Here is a 16,754-nt window from a genome sequence, read left to right as displayed (position 1 = left end):
CTATGGTTGGTCGGGTGCACCGCTCCATCGACCGACGACTCGTGTAGCGAGGTCGACACCTGCGAGACCGGGGAGAGCACGGGCGACGGCGACGGCGACGGCGACGGCGACGGTGACGGTGACGGTGACGGTGACGGTGACGGCGACGGTGACGGCGACGGCGACGGCGACGGCGACGGCGACGGCGAGGGCGAAGACCCCGGCCCCATCGAACCCAAGGAGGTCTTCAATGACCGCCGCGCTTGGGTCCTGGAGACGCTCGCCAATCCCGACGGCTGGGCGACGCTCCTGGGCGCGCTGTACGTCGATCCCGACGACCAGGCTGCGCTCGAGCAGGCGGTGTATACGGTGTGCCTGGGCAACGATCAGTCGGTCCCGGCCGGAACCTACGCCCTGGGCCTGTATTGGGACCACTTCTCCGAGGCCCAGCGACAGGACATGAAGGAATGCATGAAGTCGTGGCACGAGATCAACGGCCACGGTACCGAGAACCACGCGTTGATGAAGAACTTCGCGGGCTTCTTGTTCACGCAGTGGTTTCCTGGGGAGGACGACTGGTTGACCAACCAGGGGCCGCTGGTGCCGGGGGACGAGCTGCACGAGTCGATCAGGGCCAACTTGTTGCAGGTGATGTCTAGCCTGTACGACAAGGGGTACACCGAGAACCTCTCGACCACCTACGACATGCTGCATCTGTTCCCGCTGCTGGGGCTGTATGCCTTCGCCGATGACGAGGAGATCGTGCGGGCGGCCGAGGCGGCGCTGCTCTTTCATTATGCCAACCTGGCCATGAACACCTTTCATGGCATCACCCTGCCGCCCTACAATCGCTCGAATTACCAGCAGGTCAACGCCAACTATCACGGGGTCCAGCCCAATGTTCAGTTCATGCACTGGATGTACTGGCCCGAGGGCACCAACATCACCGACGACGCCGAGACCTGGCTCTCGCACAGCCACAACTCGACCGTGGTCTACAACGCCTCGATCGAATGGTGCCCGTCCGACATCATCCGCAAGGTCGCAACGGGCATGACCTCCACCTACACCGCGCACGGCTCGTTCGCGCGCTTCGGTGCATGGGGCGGGGGCTCGCCCCACGACAACATGCGTACGGTCTATCGGACCGAGGACTACGCCGTGGGGACGGGTTTCTTCCGCTACCAACCCGGCGGCTTCTACGTCAACTTCAAGAACTTCATGCTCGCCTACGCGAGCAGCGACACCTACAACTATATCGAGAGTTCGCACAACTACTGGGGCAGCGCGCTGACCGAGGCCGAGGCCTGGCGCGGGGCCTCGAACTCGCCCTTCCAGGAGATCGCCCACCACGAGAACACGGTGATCAGCCTGTTCAGCATCCCCGAGCTCGACCCGTGGGAGGGCCTGGGCTACTGGGCCGACCAGCGGCTCCAGGCGCAGATCCAGCGGGCCGACACCCGCTATCCCAAGTCGGTGGACGAGGTGGTCGAGAGCGAGGGGTGGATCTTCCTGCGTGAGGGCGAGGTCTACGTCGGGATCCGCCCGCTGCGCGACTACGTCATCGATACCGAGATGAGCGACGAGCTCGCCGAGTTCAACATGATCCGCTCGGAGGGGGCGACCAACGCGATCGTCTACGAGCTGGGCACGATCGAGCAGCACGGCAGCTTCGAGGCCTTCCAGGACCAGTTGGAGTCGAACTCGCTCGAAGTCGACTGGGACACCCTGAGCGTGAGCTACACCGACTCGGAGGGCGACGTGCTGCGGGCCACCTGGGCCGCGCCCGACTACGTCTATGACTCAGAGATCCCGGTCTTGGTCCGGCCCGAGGTCGAGATCAACGGCGCGGGCCAACCCGAGTTCGACCCGGAGCTGTGGCCGGTGCTCGACGGCCCCTACGTGAGCCTGGTGGATCGGGTGCTCACGGTCCAGCAGGGCGGACGCACCTTGACGGTCGACTGGTCGGGCGAAATGCCCGTCGTCAGCGAAGAGCAGTAAGCAGCTCGTGAACGAGGCCGAAGGCGCCGCGATCTTGCAGAGCGGGGCCTTCGGCGATTCGGCGCGTGGAGCTCGGGCGACGAGGATCCGCCGACTGAGCTCCACGCCCTGCGCGACATGGCCTCGGTCGGGCGAGCGGGTTTGGCGTACGGGCAATGCGCGCGTTGCCCGTACGCCAAGCTGGCCGATCAGCTGTCGCTGTTGCTGGCGGCGAGGCTGCGGTAGGTGATCCCGCCGAGCACGCCACCGACGATCGGCACCAGCCAGAACATCCACAGCTGGATCAGCGCGTCGCCACCGACGAACAGGGCCGGGCCGGTCGAGCGCGCCGGGTTGACCGACAAGTTGGTGATCGGGATGCCGATGAGGTGGATCAGGGTCAAGCCGAGGCCGATGGCGATCGGGGCGAAGCCGGCCGGGGCCCGCTTGTCGGTCGCGCCCATGATGATGAACAAGAACATGAAGGTCAGGACGAACTCGGCCACGATGCAGGCGAGCATCGAGTAGCCGCCGGGCGAGCGCTCGCCAAAGCCGTTGGTTGCGAAGGCGCCGGGGCCATCGCCGAGCGAGAAGCCGGCGTTGCCCGAGGCGATCAGGTACAAGGTGCCCGCGGCGAGGCTGGCCCCCGCGACCTGAGCGAGGATGTAGGGCAGGGCCTCGTTGGCGGGGTGGCGGCCCCCGGCGACCAGGCCCAAGGTGACGGCAGGGTTCAGGTGGCAACCAGAGATGTGGCCAATTGCGTAGGCCATGGTCAGCACGGTCAGGCCGAAGGCCAAGGCGACCCCGAGCAGGCCAATGCCCACGTTCGGGAAGGCGGCGGCATAGATGGCGCTGCCGCAGCCACCAAACACGAGCCAGAAGGTGCCGATGAGTTCGGCGGAGAGCTTGCGGGGAAGGGGAGTCATGCGCAACGGTAGAGCAAGAAGGGGGCCACGGATAGTCATAGGTAGGTTGACCCAGGCCCAAGGATCATCGGCGCCGCGCCGTTGTTAGCGAAGCCGCGCGTCGCACGTGCCCTGGACGCAGGAGGCTGCGCTATCGTCCCTCTTGGGCGCCTTCGATCGCCGCGAGCAGCCCAGCGAGGTTGGGGTCGTCGGGCAGCGGTCCGTCGCGTCGCAGCTCGTCGAGGACCTCGGCGGCGCGCTCGAGCGCGCGGGCATGGAGCGCCTCCGCGGCGTCACGTTGGGCTGCGGGCGCGCCTTGTCGGAGGCCGTCGGCGAAGCGAAGCGCGAGGGCGTGGGTGTGGATCTGCTCGGCGGTCGCCTGAGCCGCGCGGACCGTGGGGTCGGCGGCGTGGGGCCCGAGGTGAGCGACGCAAGTGGCCCAGCGCAGCTCTCGACAGCCGCCCGCGAGCGGGCCCTCGGCCTCGAGCTCGGCGCAGCTCGAGCTGGCGAGCTCGAGGCAGGCGACGGCGTCGGCCATCACCAGCTGCTCGGGCAGCTCGAGCTCGTCGAGCATCGCGGGTCCGAGCAGCGGGGGCGGGAGCTCGTCGGCGACGTAGGCGGTCAGCGGCTCGTCGCCCATGGCGATCGCCAGCTGCCCGTCCTCGACGAGCAGGGTCCAGTCCGTCGGCCGGAGGAAGTCGGCGGCCAGGACCCCGGCGACGCTGGTCCGGAGCGCGAAGGCGTCGCCCTCGCGCCGCTCGATCGTCGCGCGCAGCTCGATCACAGCTTCTTTAGCGGCTCCTGGCTCGGGCCTGGGCTCCGAGACCCTCGCTTCGCTCGGGCCCCCAGCTTCTTGGAGGCTGTGGCGAGGCGCGGCGGAAGCCGCGAGAGCCGGGTCGGCGACGGTCGGCCGCACCAGCACCCACGGCCCGGCGAAGGTCAGCGTCAGCTCGGGCCCGACCCAGGTGCCGTGATAGGGCAGGGGCTCGCCGTGGTCGACGGCTGGAGCCGCGACGGCCTCCGCGGGCGTCGAGCTCGATCGCGGCCGACAGCCCAAGGCGACGCAAGCCGCGACGAGCAGGGCCCAGGCACGCACTCGCTAGCAGCTCGCGCCCGACTCGGCGCCAGGATGGGGGAACGCGTCGTCGTCGTCGTCGCCCTCGCGCGGGCTCAGGCAGCGGAAGTCCTTCTCGATCAACAGCCGCAGCGCGCCTTGCTCGGCCTCGATCCCGACCTCGTCACCCTCGGCCCACGCCCGGGCGGTGGCGCGAGGCAGCGCGACCTCGATCCGATCGTCGACGAAGCGAGCCTCGGGCGCGTCGACGTCGGCGCTGGACAGCACGTAGTCGAGCGCGCGGGCGCCGAAGTGGATCGTCTCACTGACACGCCCCGTCTCGCGCAGGGCGTCGACCTCGGTGCGGGTCAGGCGAAGGCGGAGCGAGTCGCCACGAATGCGTAGCTTCACGCCGCGGAGGCTACCACGCTCCGGCCCTGCGCTTGCGCGCCCGGGCAGCTCTGGCCGTGGACGGAGCCAGCTCCGAGCCGAGCACGCGCTCGTCACTTTACTGACGAAGGTTTCGTCACCTGCTCAGCGCCGAGGTCCTTTGCACTAACTTCGAGGTGTCCTCGGACACCCCGAGGTCGGCCGGGTGACCTTCGAGGTGTCCCGGGACACCTCGAACAACGCCCGGTCGAGCGCGAAGTCGGTCGGGAACAGCCCGATCGAGGATCGGTGTGAGCCTCGAGCCGGTGGATCAGGGCAAAATCACGGAAAGCCCGCACATTTGGGGTGTCCGGGGACACCTCGGAAGTGGCCTCGCTGACCTGCGGCAGAGCCTCGAGCATCGCAATGAACCCGGCGTCCTCACAGACCGGCTTGGGGTAGCGGCGGGTCTCGGGGTTGTCGCCCTCCTTGCCTGAGCCGGTCCCCCGTCGCGGCGGTGGACAGCGGATCTGTCTTCGGCATCGCCATCGGTCATGCTAGGTCCCCGGGCAGGCGCGAGATGGAGTCTCGCCGCCCATCCCGCGGAGTGACCGGAGGCGGAGACGGAATGAGCGAGAGCATCGAGGAGATTCAGGCGGCCTATATCGACGAGGTGCGCGCCATCGCGCCCCAGCTCGAGGCCTGGCTGGAGCAGCGGATCGCGGAGGAGGACGAGGACACCGTCCTGCTGCGCTGGGCGACCGGGCTGGGCGGCCATCCGCGGTTCATCGAGATCTACCGTCGCTACTACCTGAAGATCGAAGAGCTGAACGAGGCCGCTCGGCAGGAGCTGCACGATCAGGCCGACGTGTTGATCAGCCAGGTCGAAGAGCTCGCCCCCGACATCGCCGAGATCGTGATCGGCCTCTTCTTCAATCCCATCGGCATCGACGCCAACGAGGAGACCGTCTGATGGCTGTGATCACCTACTTCGAAGTCGAGGACGGCAAGAGGCGGCTGCTGGAGCAGCCCGGCGACGTGGTGGCCCGCATCCCCGGCAAGATGGCGCGCGAGCTGGACGACGCCGTCTCCCCCGCGCATCGCGCGCTGTTCGACGAATACCTGGGCGACCTCCAGACCGCCCATGACATCGCCGAGCCCTGGTGGGCGAGGACGATCGAGGCGCAGCGGGCGCGGGGCTTGGATGAAGACGACGCGCTGGAGGCCGCCTTCACCAGGCGCGCCGCCGGCGCGGCCTCGCATCCCAAGGTGGTGTGGATCGTCCGCTCGTACTGGCTGCAGTGCGAAGAGGTGAACGGCGCCCTGCCGCCGGAGCAGCGGGTGTACCCGGAGGTCTTCCTGCTGAAGTGGCTGATCGACGCGGGCAAGGACGACCTGGTGACCCTCATCGCCTGCATGCCCTACTGGCCCATGGGGCTGGACGCCGACGGCAACTGGGTCTGAGGCCTCAGGCCGAGGTGGTCGCGGTGAGGAGCTGGGCGCTGGCAGCTTCCGGCTAGCAGCCCGGGGTGCAATGCATCGTGTCGCCTCGCGCCGGAATTTTCGCCGAGGGCGCGAAGCCAAAGCGCCGCTGTACCGGGCGTACTGCAAGTTTTGGCGACAAAGCCCTCGGCGAAAAGGCCAAGCGAGGCGGCGCGAGGCATTGCACCCCGGGCTGCTAGTGTCCCGAGTCCGCAACGAGCTCCGTAATTACAGCGCCCCCGAGCCCGCTGTGGGTGTCGCAGCTCCTAGCAGCCCGGGCTGCTAGCCCTCGCCCCGATCTTGGTGCCGCTCGAGATCGAGGCGGTCGCATGCTCGTCCGCATGCTTGGCCGTATCGAGTCGCCCGACGTCACACCGTGCGATATCGTGGCAAGACCGAGCGCCGCGCGATGGGCAAGAAGAAGAAATCAAAGTGGGTCCTGCGTTGGAACTCCCCCGCCCAGCCCGTGCTGCAAACGCCCCTCGAGGTGGTCATCGAGCAGGCCCCGGACGACGCCCCCTCCGAGGTCGAGATCCAGATCTGGGAGTCGGACTCACCGCGTGTCGAGCCCTTCGGAGTCACGGCGCACAGGGTGAGCACCTCCTCGAGTCCGAACTCGAATACGAGAAACGGGATCGCAGTCGTGTGGGCTACCATCTGTAGCTCGATGTCGTGCGTGACGGGCGAACCGGTCGACCGAGATCTAGACTTCGAGGTCGAAACGGAGTGGCTTGTCATCCGCGGGTTCGACCGCGACGAGCAAGAGATCTGCGGAGGCACGCCCGAGTGGCTGGACGGCTATGTGGCCGCGCTGGCCGAGCCGCTCGATCTCGCGCCAGCGACGATCGGTGCCTATCACTGGTATTCGCCGGAGCTCTGGGATGAGCAGGGGATTTGCGGACAAGCGAATGCGTGCGTGCACGTCAACGACGGGATGGAAACGGCCTTCGCCAGAGAACTGCCCCACGAGCACGAACTGAACCATGTAATATTCAACCACGCGCACGAGCCATGTGTGGCCGTACTCTCCGAGGGACTCGCCGAATACATGCGGGGGACGTGGCCGAGTGCCGCCGGTTCGATCGAGCAAAGCTCAATCGAAGATGTGCTGGCGGTGAGCTTCGACGGCGTCATCATGGTGAGCTCGGACTATCATCGGGCTCGGCACTTCGTCTCGTTTCTCGTATTCGAGTTCGGACTCGAGGAGGTGCTCACCCTGTGCGCCATGACTCCGAAGGGCTCGACACGCGGTGAGTTTGACGATGCTGCGCTCTCCACGATCGGCGTGGGGCTGGACGAATTGCTCGCGTCTTATGCGAGCTATCCCATCTGCAGCGAACAAGAAGATCGCGCCAAACTCTGGGAATGTAGTCGCGAGCCCGTCGTGGCGCTCGGACCGGGTGACGAGTACCTGTTCGAGATTGATGCATCCTGTGCCCACCCCAACGCCGTTGGGCCCGGTGGGTCCCGTTATCATTTCTCGTATCAGGTACGTATCTTGGCTGACGGTGAGTATAGCTGGGGGTTTGTTCCCGAGCCCCCGCCGTTCGATCTCACTGGCGCAGAGCTGCGCCTAGAGCAATGCGCGAGCTGTGGAGATGGGGCGCTTGGATTTACCGACGCCTGGATGGAGAAATTTATCTCACTACCGCGGCTGCTTGGGGCAGGGGACTACACCCTCCAACTCGTGTTGCCCCTCGAGTTCGCGGGCATGGTTCGCGTCGAGGTCGTGGGCCATTGATCGGAGGATCGGAAGAGTAGATTCGAGTGACGCGATGCCCCGTGACGACAGGATCCCCGATTTCACGCCGACCGACAACCACTTTGAGATCATCGATCGAATACGTCAAGACATCACGCAGGTAGGCCCACGGCTCGACCGCATGGCGGTGCGGATGGATAAGCCACTATCGCCCGAGCGGGCTGCCGCGAACGTGGACATGCAGCGCCATCGTGCGCAAAAAATCTACAAGCGGAGTCCACCACCCTCGGCGGAGTACAACTGGCGAATGATGTGGGTGGGTTCGACGACGAGTTACGACGCCGAGGGCAAGGTGCTGCAAGTGCGCCGATACGCGCTCGAGGCCGAGGCAGACGCCGTGGACCTCATCAATCGGGTTGTTGCTGACGTCGAGGCGATCACAGAACGACACCCGGGTCGGCGACCGTCGGCCGCACCAGCACCCACGGCCCGGCGAAGGTCAGCTCGGGCCCGACCCAGGTGCCGTGGTAGGGCAGGGGCTCGCCGTGGTCGACGGCTGGGGCCGCGACGGCCTCCGCGGGCGTCGAGCTCGATCGCGGCCGACAGCCCAAGGCGACGCAAGTAGCGCCGACCAGGGCCCAGGCACGCACTTGCTAGCAGCTCGCGCCCGACTCGGCGCCAGGATGGGGAAACGCGTCGTCGTCGTCTTCGCCCTCGCGCGGGCTCAGGTAGCGGAAGTCCTTCTCGATCAACAGCCGCAGCGCGCCTTGCTCGGCCTCGATCCCGACCTCGTCACCCTCGGCCCACGCCCGGGCGGCGGCGCGGGGCAGCGCGACTTCGATCCGATCGTCGACGAAGCGAGCCTCGGGCGCGTCGACGTCGGCGCTTGCGCGCCCGGGCAGCTCTGGCAAGCTGAGCCCGTGGACGGAGCTGTGGTCCTCAGCGGCGGGTCGTCGGCCCGCATGGGTCGCGACAAGGCCTGGCTGGAGCTCGACGGGCGTCCGCTGCTCGAGCACGTGGTCGGGATCCTCGCCACCTGCTGTCAGCCGATCGTGATCGCGGCCCGACGGGGCCAGGTGCTGCCCGAGCTCGCGGGCTACGCGAGCGAGCGGGTCGACGACGCGGTCGACGACGGCGGTCCGCTCGCTGGCGTCGCCGCGGGCCTCGAGCGCCTCGGCGAGCGCGGCGTCGAGCGGGCCTACCTCGGCTCGTGCGACGCCGCGGCGGTCAGCGCCGAGCACGTCGCGTTCATGCTCGCGTCGCTGCGCGCGCATCCGTCGGCGCTCGCGTGCGTGGCCCGAGACCCGAGCGGCCGCGCGCACCCGCTGGCCTCGGCCGTCGTCGTCGGCCCCATGCACGCGCGCGCGAGGGCCCAGCTCGCCCGCGGTGACCGGCGCCTCCAGAGCTTGTTCGACGACCCCGGCGTGCGCTCGATCGCCGTCGATCAGCTGCCCTCGCCAGGCGCCCTCGCCGAGTGCAACACGCCCGCCCAATGGCGAGCCCAGCAGCGAGCGCTCACGCGTCGGGAGCCGACACGCTGAGCTCGAGCTCCTGAATCGGATCGCCGGTCCACAGCTTGCCGCTCACCATCATGCTCCACATCTTGAAGTCACCGAGCAGCGACCACAGCGGATAAATGAAGGTTGCGGGCTTGTTGTGCTCGATCTTGAAGTGGGCGATCCAGGCGAAGGCGTAGGCCCAGACCACGCCCGCGAGCAACCACGGCTGAGCCCAGACCCCGAGCGCGATCATCGCGAACATCACGGGCGCGGCGTTGCGGCGGCGCTCGACGACGTTGCCGATGACGCCGAGCGCGAGGATTCCGGCCAGGGCCGGGCCGAAGCGCGCGGGCTCGAGCCACGCCGCCCACCCGATCATCGAGAAGAACCCAGCCGTGCCGACGAAGTGCAGGGCCCGACACCTCGGGTCGCGGTGCTCGCCGAGGTAGTAGGGGAAGAACTCGGCGAAGCTCGAGAAGCGCGCGTCGGACATGGGCAGGTTCACAATAGCGAGCTTGGTGGCGGCGGCGCAATTTCGTAGCTTGGCGCTCGTGACAGTCTCCCGGGAGTCGACCAAGAACGCTGTCGCCGTCCTGCTCGCCGCCGGCAAGGGCACGCGCATGCGCTCGGAGCTCGCCAAGGTCTTGCACCCCTTCGCCGGGCAGCCGCTGCTGCTTCATCCCCTCCGGGCCGCCCGCGAGTTCGGCGTCGAGCGCTCGATCGTGGTCGTCGGCCACCAGCGCGAGGACGTGCGCGCGCTGGTTCGTGAGCGGCTGCCCGCGAGCGAGGGCTGGGCGGTCGACTTCGCCGTGCAGGCCGAGCAGCGCGGCACGGGCCACGCGGTCGCCTGCGCGCTCCCGGTGCTCGGGGAGGACTTCGACGGCGCCGTGTTGATCCTCAGCGGTGACGTCCCGCTCCTGCGCGCCCCGACGCTCGAGGCCCTGGCCGAGGCCTGCGCCTTGAGCTCGGCGGGGCTCAGCCTCGCGAGCTTTCGGGCCGCCGATCCAACCGGCTACGGCCGGATCATCCGCGACGCCGAGGGGCGCTGCGTCCAGATTAGCGAGCAGCGCGACGCGAGCGCGGACGAGCTAGCGATCGACGAGTGCAACGCGGGCGTCTACTGCGTGCGGGCCGAGCACTTGCGCCGCGAGCTGCCGACCCTCGGGGCCGACAACGCCGCGGGCGAGATCTATCTGACCGACCTCATCGCGCTCCGGGCTCGCGCTGGCGTCGTCGGGGTGGTCGAGGTCGACGCCGACGAGGTCGCGGGGGTCAACACGCCCGAGCAGCTCGCCCAACTCGAGGCTCGCGCCCGGGCTCGCGGCTAGCAGCCCGGGCTGCTAGCGCGGCGCCTCGACCGCGCGCGCGACCAGAGCCCGCAGGGCCTCGATGTCGAAGGGCTTCTCGATGAAGAACTCGCAGCCGGCCTCGCGGGCCTGGGCGTGCTCTTGCTGCATCACGCTGGCGCTGACGACCACGATCGGAATCTCGCGCCAGCGCTGTGACGACTTGAGCTCCCGCGCGAGCTCGAGGCCGCTGATCCCGGGTAGATCGAGATCGAGCAGGATGACGTCCGGGCGGCGCTCCTCGAGGGCGAGGCGAGCGTCGTCGACGTCGATCGCCCGGGCCACCTTCCACAGGCTCGTGCTCTCGAGCACGAGCTGGATCAAGGCGAAGTTTGCGTCGTTGTCCTCGACGCACAGGACCGGGCGGGGCTCGTCCACGGGCTGATTGTAGAGATTCGTCGGGGTCCGCGGTGTACGCAGACCAAGTCGCCGCGTACTGGGTGTTCGCGCACACATCGACGCTCGATTGGCCCAGCTCGGGCGCTCGGAGCTCGCGCGCGGGCGCTGCAACGCCCATGAACATCGTTCATTAGCCGTCTGAGGCTGCGTTGAATGCGCGATCCGAGTCGCGCTCTGGCTTCGGACTCGAGCCCTGAGGGCGAGTACACTGGCCGGGTGTGGCGGTCTGCGCGTCGCCGACAGATGCTCCTTCGTGCGAGCCCCGGATCCGTGCTCGCGCTCATGCTGTCGCTGGCGGCTCCGGGCGTGCGCGCGGCCGGGCCTCCGGACGCCGACGGCTCGGCGCTGGTTCGAGGCCGGACGGCTCAGCCCGCGCGGGCGAGCGAGCACGAAGATGATCCGGACGAGGAGGATCTCGTCGAGGGTGAGCTCGTCGAGGGCCCGATCGAGCGGGCGGTCGAGATCGTCGCCCTCCAGATCCGCGGGCGCAAGCAGGTCACGGCCAAGCAGGTCACGGAGGCGCTCGAGGCCGAGGGTCTCGTCGAGGGCGAGCAGGTGTTTTGGCCCGAGGACGCGCGGATCGATCGCGCGGTCCAGCGGCTCGCGGCGACCGGCTACTTCGATCAGGTTGCGATCCGGCTGGTCCCGGTCTCGCGCGACAGCGACCGCGCCTCGCTGGTCGTCGACCTCCACGAGCGCGGCTCGTTGGTCGTGCGCGATCTCAGCGCGGCGAGCTCGCTGCTGACGCCCTTCGCGGGCGGCTTCGATCTGATGGAGCGCAACCTCGCGGGCAGCCGCGTGCACCTCGGGGCCGCGTTCGTGGTCGGGACCAAAGGCCGCGGCGTGCCCGACGACCGCCGCCAGCAGGCCTACAAGATCTACACGGAGCTGCCGGTCATCGCCGGCACCCCGGTCGGCGTCGTCGGCAGCGCCTACGCGATCCTGGCCAACGAGCCCTACCGCGTCGCGGGTCAAAACTACGATCCGGATCCGAGCAACTTCGACACGCTCCGCTACAACCGCTTCGGCAGCGTCGTCGGCGTCACGATCCCCTTTCGCGCCGACTTGCGCCTCGGCATCGACTTTCGCTTCGAGGCGATCGAGGCCGAGCCCGCAGGCGCGCCAACCCAGACCCTGCCCGGGGGCGAGGAGCGCGAGCTCGATCTTCACCTCCAAGACGGGCTCCACTACTTGAGCTCGGCGGAATTCTCGCTGGTCTGGGACGAGCGCAACCGGGCCGCGATGCTCGGCAAGGGCGGTCACATCCGCCTCGACGTCCAGCTCTCGTCTCCGGCGATCGGCTCGAGCTACGAGTACCTGCGCGTGCTGATCGGCGGCGGCTACTCGTTCCGCCTGCCCTGGGGCCACTGGCTGACGCCCTCGCTGTGGGGCGGGCAGATCGCCGGCGACGCGCCGCGCTTCGAGCTGATCTTGCCCGGCGACCTCGCCGACTGGACGCCCGGGCGGACGATGGGCCTCCAGTACTCGACCCGCTGGCCCGTCGACACGTTCAAGACCGGGGTCAACGCCTACGCCCTCGCTCACCTCGGCGGGCGCGTGGATCTCGAGTACGGCATCCCGCTCTTTCGTCGGCCCCGGACCTCCTTCGTCTACGGCGGCTACCTGTTCTTCTCGGCTGGGCTGTTCACGCTGACGGGCACCCGGGCCGAGCGCAGCGAGCGACGGGCGCTCGGTGAGCCCGTCGCCCCGGTCGGCCTCAACGCCGACTTCGGGCTCAAGCTCGACACCAGCATCGGGACCTTCGACTTCTCGGTCGGCAACGTGTTGCGGCGGGTGCCGCTATGACCGGTCCAGGCGCGCTCGGCCGGCGGCGGATGCTCGGGCTCGCGCTCGCGAGCCCGGCGCTGGTCGTGCTGCTCGGGGCCGTGCCCGAGGCCCTGCCGCGGCGCAAGGCCAAGTTCTCCTACACCAGCCGCGAGCTCAAGATCCGCGTGGCGGTGCCCGACCTCCTGCGCACGACCGACAAGCAGGCCATGAAGATGCTCGACGGCGGCTACCCGACCCGCCTGGTCTACGACATGGCCGTCTACGCCAAGGGCTCGCGGACGCCGAGCGCCGCGGTCCACGTCGAGGTCAGCGTGCAGTGGGATCCGTGGAATCAGGACTACATCGTCCAGACGACGATCGGCGCCGGGTCGCCGACGGTCCGGCGCTACGCCCTCCGGGCCGACGCGATCAAGGCCTCGACGACGCTCTCGGTCGCGGTCGCCAAGACCTCCGACATCCCGCGCGGCGAAGATCAGATCCACTTCGTCCAGGTCATCGCCCAGCGCAACCCGATCGAGGCCAAGAGCTCCGGGGCCGGCGGCGCGGCGCGAGGTCAAGATCGCGACCTCGAGGTGTTCTCGCGCTGGGTCGGGATGTTCGTGCGGACCAGGCCCAAGGCCGAGAAGGTCATCGAATTTCGCACTCACCCCTTCTATGTGCCCCATGGCTGAGCGCGGCAGCTCTCGCCGAGGCGGCGGACGGAGCCGCCGGGGGACCGCGGGCTTTCGCGCGGTCGAGCGCCGCCGCGAGCTCCAGGAGCGGCCGCCGTGGTGGGGCCGGCTCGAGGCCCGGATCACGATCTCCCTGGTCGCGATCGGGATCCTCTGCGTCGGCGCGTCGAGCTACCTCGTGGCCCTGAGCGTCGGCTACTACGATCAGGTCAGCGAGCGCCAGGTCGAGCTCCAAGACGAGACCCTGAGCCTGGCCGAGCCCTACTACGAGGAGCTGGCCTCGGCCCAGCGTGACGCCTTCTTGGCCCGGACCGAGCTCTTGCCCCACGAGCTCGGCGCGATCGATGACGCCGAGCTCGAGGCCTTCTTGGATCGCTGGATCCGCGCGCGGGCCAACGTCGTCGAGGTCGTGGTCGAGCGGCCGGGCGTCGAGGCCGTGATCGTCGGGCGACCCGATCCCGCAACCTTCATCGACGAGCGCGCCCGCGTCAGCCTCGACGGGTGGATCCACGTCCCGATCGAGTGGCCGCTGAGCGAGGCCGGCGGGCTGGTCCGCGTGACCTGGGCGGTCGATCCAACGATCCGCACTCGCCACCGGCGCCTCGGCGAGCTCGCCCGGGGCCTCGGGGCCGTCGAGGTCAAGGACGCGGGCGGCGAGCAGAGCATGGCCGAGCGCGACGAGGTCCGTCAGGCCGTGATCGCGGCCCTCGGCATCGCTAGCTCGCTGGTCTTGTTCGTCGCGATCCTCGCCGGGATCCTGATCGCGCGCAGGACCACCCGCAAGGTCTCGGATCTGTCTTCGGTCATGCGCCAGGTCGCCTCGGGCGAGCTCTCGGTCCGGGCGCCGCGGCTCGGCGCCGACGAGCTCGGGCAGCTCGCGGCGGCCTTCAACATCATGCTCGACGAGCTCGAGCACACGCGCCGACGCATCGCCTACCTCCAGCGCGTCGGCGCGTGGCAAGAGATGGCCCGGCGCATCGCCCACGAGATCAAAAACCCGCTCACGCCGATCCAGCTCGCGGTCCAGCAGCTGCGCGAGAAGGACCCCGGCACCGACGCGCGCTTCTCGGCCCTGCTGCGTGACTCGGTCGAGATCGTCGAGGACGAGGTCGAGGCCCTGCGGCGGATGGTCACGAGCTTCTCGCAGTTCGCCAAGGTCCCCGAGGTCGAGCTCGAGCCCGTCGATCTCGGCCGGGTGCTCGGCGAGTTCGAGCGGGCCTACGCCCACGTCGACGCCGCGCTCGAGGTCGAGGCCCTCGCCGAGCCGATCGAGGTCCTCGGTGATCGTCAGCTGCTCAAGCAGGTCCTGGTCAACCTGGCCGAGAACGCGGCGCTCTCGGCTCGTGAGGCTGGGGTCGAGGAGCCCGAGATCCACGTGTCGGCGGCGCGGGTCGGCGATCGTCCGCTCGCGTGCGTGGTCGTCGAGGACAACGGCCCCGGGATCACGGCCGAGCGCCGCGAGCTGGTGTTCGAGCCCTACGAGACCACCCGCGCCCACGGGACCGGGCTGGGGCTGGCGATCGTGAAGAAGATCGTGCTCGACCACGGCGGCGAGGTCTCGGTCGGCGAGAGCGAGGCGCTCGGAGGGGCGCGCTTCGAGATCCGCCTGCGCCTGGCGTGAGCGGGTCTTCGGGCGAGTCAGAGCCTGAAGAGCGGTCGCTAGCGCCGTGCGAGTGGTCGGAGCGAGTCGGCAAACGCCCGCAGACACGCTCGCTACGCTGTACGGAGGCCAGGTCGCCTCCGCGGCACACCAGACAGGCGCGACGATCAACAATCGGTGGAGCTCAGTCCTCGACGAAGCGAGCGGGGATGCGAGCGCGGTGCTCGGGATCGCTGCTCAGCGCCCGCTGGGTCCGGGTGCACAGTCGGCGAAAGTCGTCGCGCGAGACATGCCCCTGATCGTGTAGCCACTTCCAGCAATCGAACTCGCTCGCGACCCGACCGACCCCCAGCTCAATCATCGCCCACAGCGCGGCGCGGCCGTCTGCGACCACGAAGCACGCGTCGGTCAGCGCCAGAGCGCACAGGGCGATGGACGCGTCCTCGCCCGCGTCCCGGGTCGCCCGCTCCCGCCGAGGACGCAGATAGGTGCTGTACATCCGCTCGGCCGGGCTGCCGATCGGCAGCTCGTGCCTGGCGATCCAGGCCTCGTTGGCGGGGGTCTGATGCGAGAGGAGCCGATGGACCCGCGTGTTGTCGCGCTGCTCCCAGGCGACCATCTCTGCCACGTGCAGCAGCGATCCCGGCCACGGCCACGTCGGCTCCGCGATCTGGGCGAGCCGATCCAGGGGGCCGGAGTCCAACAGCCAGATCACGACCAACTCAGGATTTCACGCGCTCGGTTGGCAGTGATCGCGCCCCCGTCGAGGGCCTCGACCACGAGATCCTCGATCAGCCCGGCGCACAGGCTCGTGACGCCGATCTCGTCGGCATCGGCCCGGCGGGTCAGCGCGCTCGGGCGCTCCGGTTCGAAGCCATGGCCCCGCGGGTTGAGCTCGGCAACGAGGGGATCGTGGGCCAGGCGCTCAGCGCTGGACTTGGGGATGAGCTCGCAGTTCTTGGCGTGCCAGACCGCGCCGACACCGGTGAAGCCCCAGGTGCTGGCGAGCGTCAGGACCAACTCGTGGACCGCCTCCAGGTCGTCGCTGGTCACTGGCTCGAAGTCTCGACGCAGCCAGCCCGGGGGCGCCAGGAAGGCCGGCGCGAAGCCGTTCGCCCGCTGCTCGATGACCTCGCGCACGGGCGTCGTCGTGCCGTCGCTGCTGCGCAGCGGCTGCTCACCGCTGTCATGGAGGAGGTGGCATAGCTCGTGGCCCAGGACCGCGCGTCGCGAGAGTGAGTGGCGGACGCGGGCGGTGTTGGTGTTGAGCAAGATGATCGGCAGGGCGCCAGGCCGGTAGACGCTGACCGCTTCTCGCGTGGTCGAGTCGAACTCGACGCGCGCCACGTGGACGCCCAGGCCTTCGATGAACGCCTGCATGGACACCACCGGCCCGTCGACGGCGCTCGAGCTCAGCCTCGCCGTTTCGCCCAGGCCATAGCCCTCACGCCAGGGATCTTCGAAGTCGACCACGGACTTCGGCGCTCGGAGTCGCTCGAGGATCGATCGGCCGCGATTGAGCTCCTGCCACAAGAACTCGCCGACGTGGCCGAGCTCGGCGGCGCGCGCGAACAGGCGCGCGTCTTTCGGCGAGACGGCCTCGTCATCCATGGGCTCGTGCGAGCGAAACCACCCCGGTAGTCGGCGCGGATCGTCGATCGCTTCACCGCGGAGCAGGGCGGCCGGATCAAAGGCGAGCGCGTCGCCGAGCGCATGAACGATGACCAGCCCGAGCGACGCTCCGGGTTGTTCGGCCGTTTCCACCTGCTCGAGCGAGAGACCCGCCAACGCGGCGACCTGCTGGGTCGAGAACCCAAAGCGCTCTCTGCGTCCGCGAAGGAAGGGACCGAGGTCCATGGCGCGGACTATAGCAGGGCGACCATGGCGCGCCCACGGCCGATTGGACTCGCGTGCCCGGTCGCGCTGCGAGATCCGGTCGCATCAGCAAAGCCGCCCCGTACGGAACTGCCGGGAGCCGAA

At 69.0% G+C, this 16,754-nt stretch carries 18 protein-coding genes; 9 read left to right on the top strand and 9 right to left on the bottom strand.

The genetic code is table 11. The features are described from left to right. Nucleotides 1–6 precede the first annotated feature (6 nt). Nucleotides 7–1,980 carry a hypothetical protein gene (locus tag ENSA5_RS00685; protein ID WP_106389614.1) on the top strand — a complete coding sequence of 658 codons (1,974 nt, stop codon included), beginning with the start codon at nucleotides 7–9 and terminating at the stop codon, nucleotides 1,978–1,980. 188 nt (nucleotides 1,981–2,168) lie between these two features. Here the strand turns inward: ENSA5_RS00685 and aqpZ are convergent, their stop codons facing one another. The 3 genes from aqpZ to ENSA5_RS00670 form a co-directional block, all read right to left on the bottom strand. After that, complete coding sequence (gene aqpZ / locus ENSA5_RS00680; RefSeq protein ID WP_106389613.1) at nucleotides 2,169–2,885, bottom strand: aquaporin Z; 717 nt, start codon at nucleotides 2,883–2,885, stop codon at nucleotides 2,169–2,171. 130 nt (nucleotides 2,886–3,015) lie between these two features. Next, nucleotides 3,016–3,960, bottom strand: a complete 945-nt coding sequence (locus ENSA5_RS00675; protein ID WP_106389612.1) for a hypothetical protein — start codon at nucleotides 3,958–3,960, stop codon at nucleotides 3,016–3,018. Nucleotides 3,961–3,963: 3 nt separating this feature from the next. Next, on the bottom strand, nucleotides 3,964–4,329 hold the full coding sequence (locus ENSA5_RS00670) for a DUF7009 family protein (protein ID WP_106389611.1): 366 nt from the start codon (nucleotides 4,327–4,329) through the stop codon (nucleotides 3,964–3,966). A gap of 586 nt (nucleotides 4,330–4,915) precedes the next feature. Here ENSA5_RS00670 and ENSA5_RS00665 point away from each other — a divergent pair. The 3 genes from ENSA5_RS00665 to ENSA5_RS00650 all read left to right on the top strand — a co-directional run bounded on the left by ENSA5_RS00665 (nucleotide 4,916) and on the right by ENSA5_RS00650 (nucleotide 7,510). Continuing rightward, a complete protein-coding gene (locus ENSA5_RS00665; RefSeq protein ID WP_106389610.1) occupies nucleotides 4,916–5,260 on the top strand; it encodes a hypothetical protein in 345 nt (114 codons plus the stop codon). After that, complete coding sequence (locus ENSA5_RS00660) at nucleotides 5,260–5,751, top strand: hypothetical protein (RefSeq protein WP_106389609.1); 492 nt, start codon at nucleotides 5,260–5,262, stop codon at nucleotides 5,749–5,751. Before ENSA5_RS00665 ends, ENSA5_RS00660 begins: the two co-directional genes overlap by 1 nt. Nucleotides 5,752–6,178: 427 nt before the next feature. Then, nucleotides 6,179–7,510, top strand: a complete 1,332-nt coding sequence (locus ENSA5_RS00650; protein WP_146155170.1) for a hypothetical protein — start codon at nucleotides 6,179–6,181, stop codon at nucleotides 7,508–7,510. 398 nt (nucleotides 7,511–7,908) lie between these two features. On the opposite strand, the gene ENSA5_RS36785 is transcribed toward ENSA5_RS00650, so the two are convergent. Then, the gene (locus ENSA5_RS36785; RefSeq protein ID WP_181197114.1) at nucleotides 7,909–8,121 is read right to left on the bottom strand and encodes a hypothetical protein; all 213 of its coding nucleotides are present in this window, start codon (nucleotides 8,119–8,121) and stop codon (nucleotides 7,909–7,911) included. Between the two features lie 3 nt (nucleotides 8,122–8,124). Continuing rightward, nucleotides 8,125–8,382 carry a DUF7009 family protein gene (locus ENSA5_RS36780; RefSeq protein WP_181197113.1) on the bottom strand — a complete coding sequence of 86 codons (258 nt, stop codon included), beginning with the start codon at nucleotides 8,380–8,382 and terminating at the stop codon, nucleotides 8,125–8,127. Between the two features lie 9 nt (nucleotides 8,383–8,391). Between ENSA5_RS36780 and mobA the strand changes: the two genes are divergently transcribed. After that, nucleotides 8,392–9,012: a molybdenum cofactor guanylyltransferase gene (gene mobA / locus ENSA5_RS00645; protein WP_181197112.1), complete on the top strand. Its 621-nt coding sequence runs from the start codon at nucleotides 8,392–8,394 to the stop codon at nucleotides 9,010–9,012. Here mobA and ENSA5_RS00640 read toward each other — a convergent pair. Further along, nucleotides 8,987–9,463 carry an Mpo1-like protein gene (locus tag ENSA5_RS00640; protein ID WP_181197110.1) on the bottom strand — a complete coding sequence of 159 codons (477 nt, stop codon included), beginning with the start codon at nucleotides 9,461–9,463 and terminating at the stop codon, nucleotides 8,987–8,989. The genes mobA and ENSA5_RS00640 overlap by 26 nt on opposite strands. Before the next feature lie 58 nt (nucleotides 9,464–9,521). On the opposite strand from ENSA5_RS00640, the gene ENSA5_RS00635 reads away from it, so the two are divergent. Continuing rightward, nucleotides 9,522–10,298, top strand: a complete 777-nt coding sequence (locus tag ENSA5_RS00635) for a sugar phosphate nucleotidyltransferase (RefSeq protein WP_181197109.1) — start codon at nucleotides 9,522–9,524, stop codon at nucleotides 10,296–10,298. Between the two features lie 12 nt (nucleotides 10,299–10,310). Here ENSA5_RS00635 and ENSA5_RS00630 read toward each other — a convergent pair whose 3' ends face one another. Continuing rightward, nucleotides 10,311–10,694 (bottom strand): response regulator, encoded by a 384-nt coding sequence (locus ENSA5_RS00630; RefSeq protein ID WP_181197108.1) that lies wholly within the window; start codon nucleotides 10,692–10,694, stop codon nucleotides 10,311–10,313. 291 nt (nucleotides 10,695–10,985) lie between these two features. Here ENSA5_RS00630 and ENSA5_RS00625 point away from each other — a divergent pair, with 291 nt between their 5' ends. The 3 genes from ENSA5_RS00625 to ENSA5_RS00615 are packed head-to-tail and all read left to right on the top strand — an operon-like array spanning nucleotide 10,986 to nucleotide 14,795. Further along, nucleotides 10,986–12,521 carry a BamA/TamA family outer membrane protein gene (locus ENSA5_RS00625; RefSeq protein ID WP_106389602.1) on the top strand — a complete coding sequence of 512 codons (1,536 nt, stop codon included), beginning with the start codon at nucleotides 10,986–10,988 and terminating at the stop codon, nucleotides 12,519–12,521. Next, entirely contained in the window at nucleotides 12,518–13,174 is a 657-nt protein-coding gene (locus tag ENSA5_RS00620; protein WP_106389601.1) for a hypothetical protein, read from the top strand. Before ENSA5_RS00625 ends, ENSA5_RS00620 begins: the two co-directional genes overlap by 4 nt. Further along, on the top strand, nucleotides 13,167–14,795 hold the full coding sequence (locus tag ENSA5_RS00615) for a sensor histidine kinase (RefSeq protein WP_181197107.1): 1,629 nt from the start codon (nucleotides 13,167–13,169) through the stop codon (nucleotides 14,793–14,795). Before ENSA5_RS00620 ends, ENSA5_RS00615 begins: the two co-directional genes overlap by 8 nt. A gap of 163 nt (nucleotides 14,796–14,958) precedes the next feature. Here the strand turns inward: ENSA5_RS00615 and ENSA5_RS00610 are convergent, their stop codons facing one another. Then, nucleotides 14,959–15,489, bottom strand: coding sequence for a hypothetical protein (locus tag ENSA5_RS00610; protein WP_146155167.1), 531 nt, complete (start codon nucleotides 15,487–15,489; stop codon nucleotides 14,959–14,961). Further along, nucleotides 15,486–16,631: an ImmA/IrrE family metallo-endopeptidase gene (locus tag ENSA5_RS00605; RefSeq protein WP_106389598.1), complete on the bottom strand. Its 1,146-nt coding sequence runs from the start codon at nucleotides 16,629–16,631 to the stop codon at nucleotides 15,486–15,488. The genes ENSA5_RS00610 and ENSA5_RS00605 overlap by 4 nt, the downstream gene beginning before the upstream one ends. Between the last annotated feature and the right edge of the window lie 123 nt (nucleotides 16,632–16,754).

This window comes from Enhygromyxa salina (genome assembly GCF_002994615.1).
Classification (GTDB): domain Bacteria; phylum Myxococcota_A; class Polyangia; order Nannocystales; family Nannocystaceae; genus Plesiocystis; species Plesiocystis salina_A.
The sequence above is the reverse complement of the archived record's forward strand: the minus strand, read 5'-3'. Positions and strand labels throughout refer to the sequence as shown.

Excerpts from the sequence above, each read along its gene's own strand:
- aqpZ (WP_106389613.1), bottom strand. The coding sequence starts at position 2,885 with ATGACTCCCCTTCCCCGCAAGCTCTCCGCCGAACTCATCGGCACCTTC.
- ENSA5_RS00665 (WP_106389610.1), top strand. The coding sequence starts at position 4,916 with ATGAGCGAGAGCATCGAGGAGATTCAGGCGGCCTATATCGACGAGGTG.
- ENSA5_RS00660 (WP_106389609.1), top strand. The coding sequence starts at position 5,260 with ATGGCTGTGATCACCTACTTCGAAGTCGAGGACGGCAAGAGGCGGCTG.
- ENSA5_RS00650 (WP_146155170.1), top strand. The coding sequence starts at position 6,179 with ATGGGCAAGAAGAAGAAATCAAAGTGGGTCCTGCGTTGGAACTCCCCC.
- ENSA5_RS00640 (WP_181197110.1), bottom strand. The coding sequence starts at position 9,463 with ATGTCCGACGCGCGCTTCTCGAGCTTCGCCGAGTTCTTCCCCTACTAC.
- ENSA5_RS00620 (WP_106389601.1), top strand. The coding sequence starts at position 12,518 with ATGACCGGTCCAGGCGCGCTCGGCCGGCGGCGGATGCTCGGGCTCGCG.
- ENSA5_RS00615 (WP_181197107.1), top strand. The coding sequence starts at position 13,167 with ATGGCTGAGCGCGGCAGCTCTCGCCGAGGCGGCGGACGGAGCCGCCGG.
- ENSA5_RS00605 (WP_106389598.1), bottom strand. The coding sequence starts at position 16,631 with ATGGACCTCGGTCCCTTCCTTCGCGGACGCAGAGAGCGCTTTGGGTTC.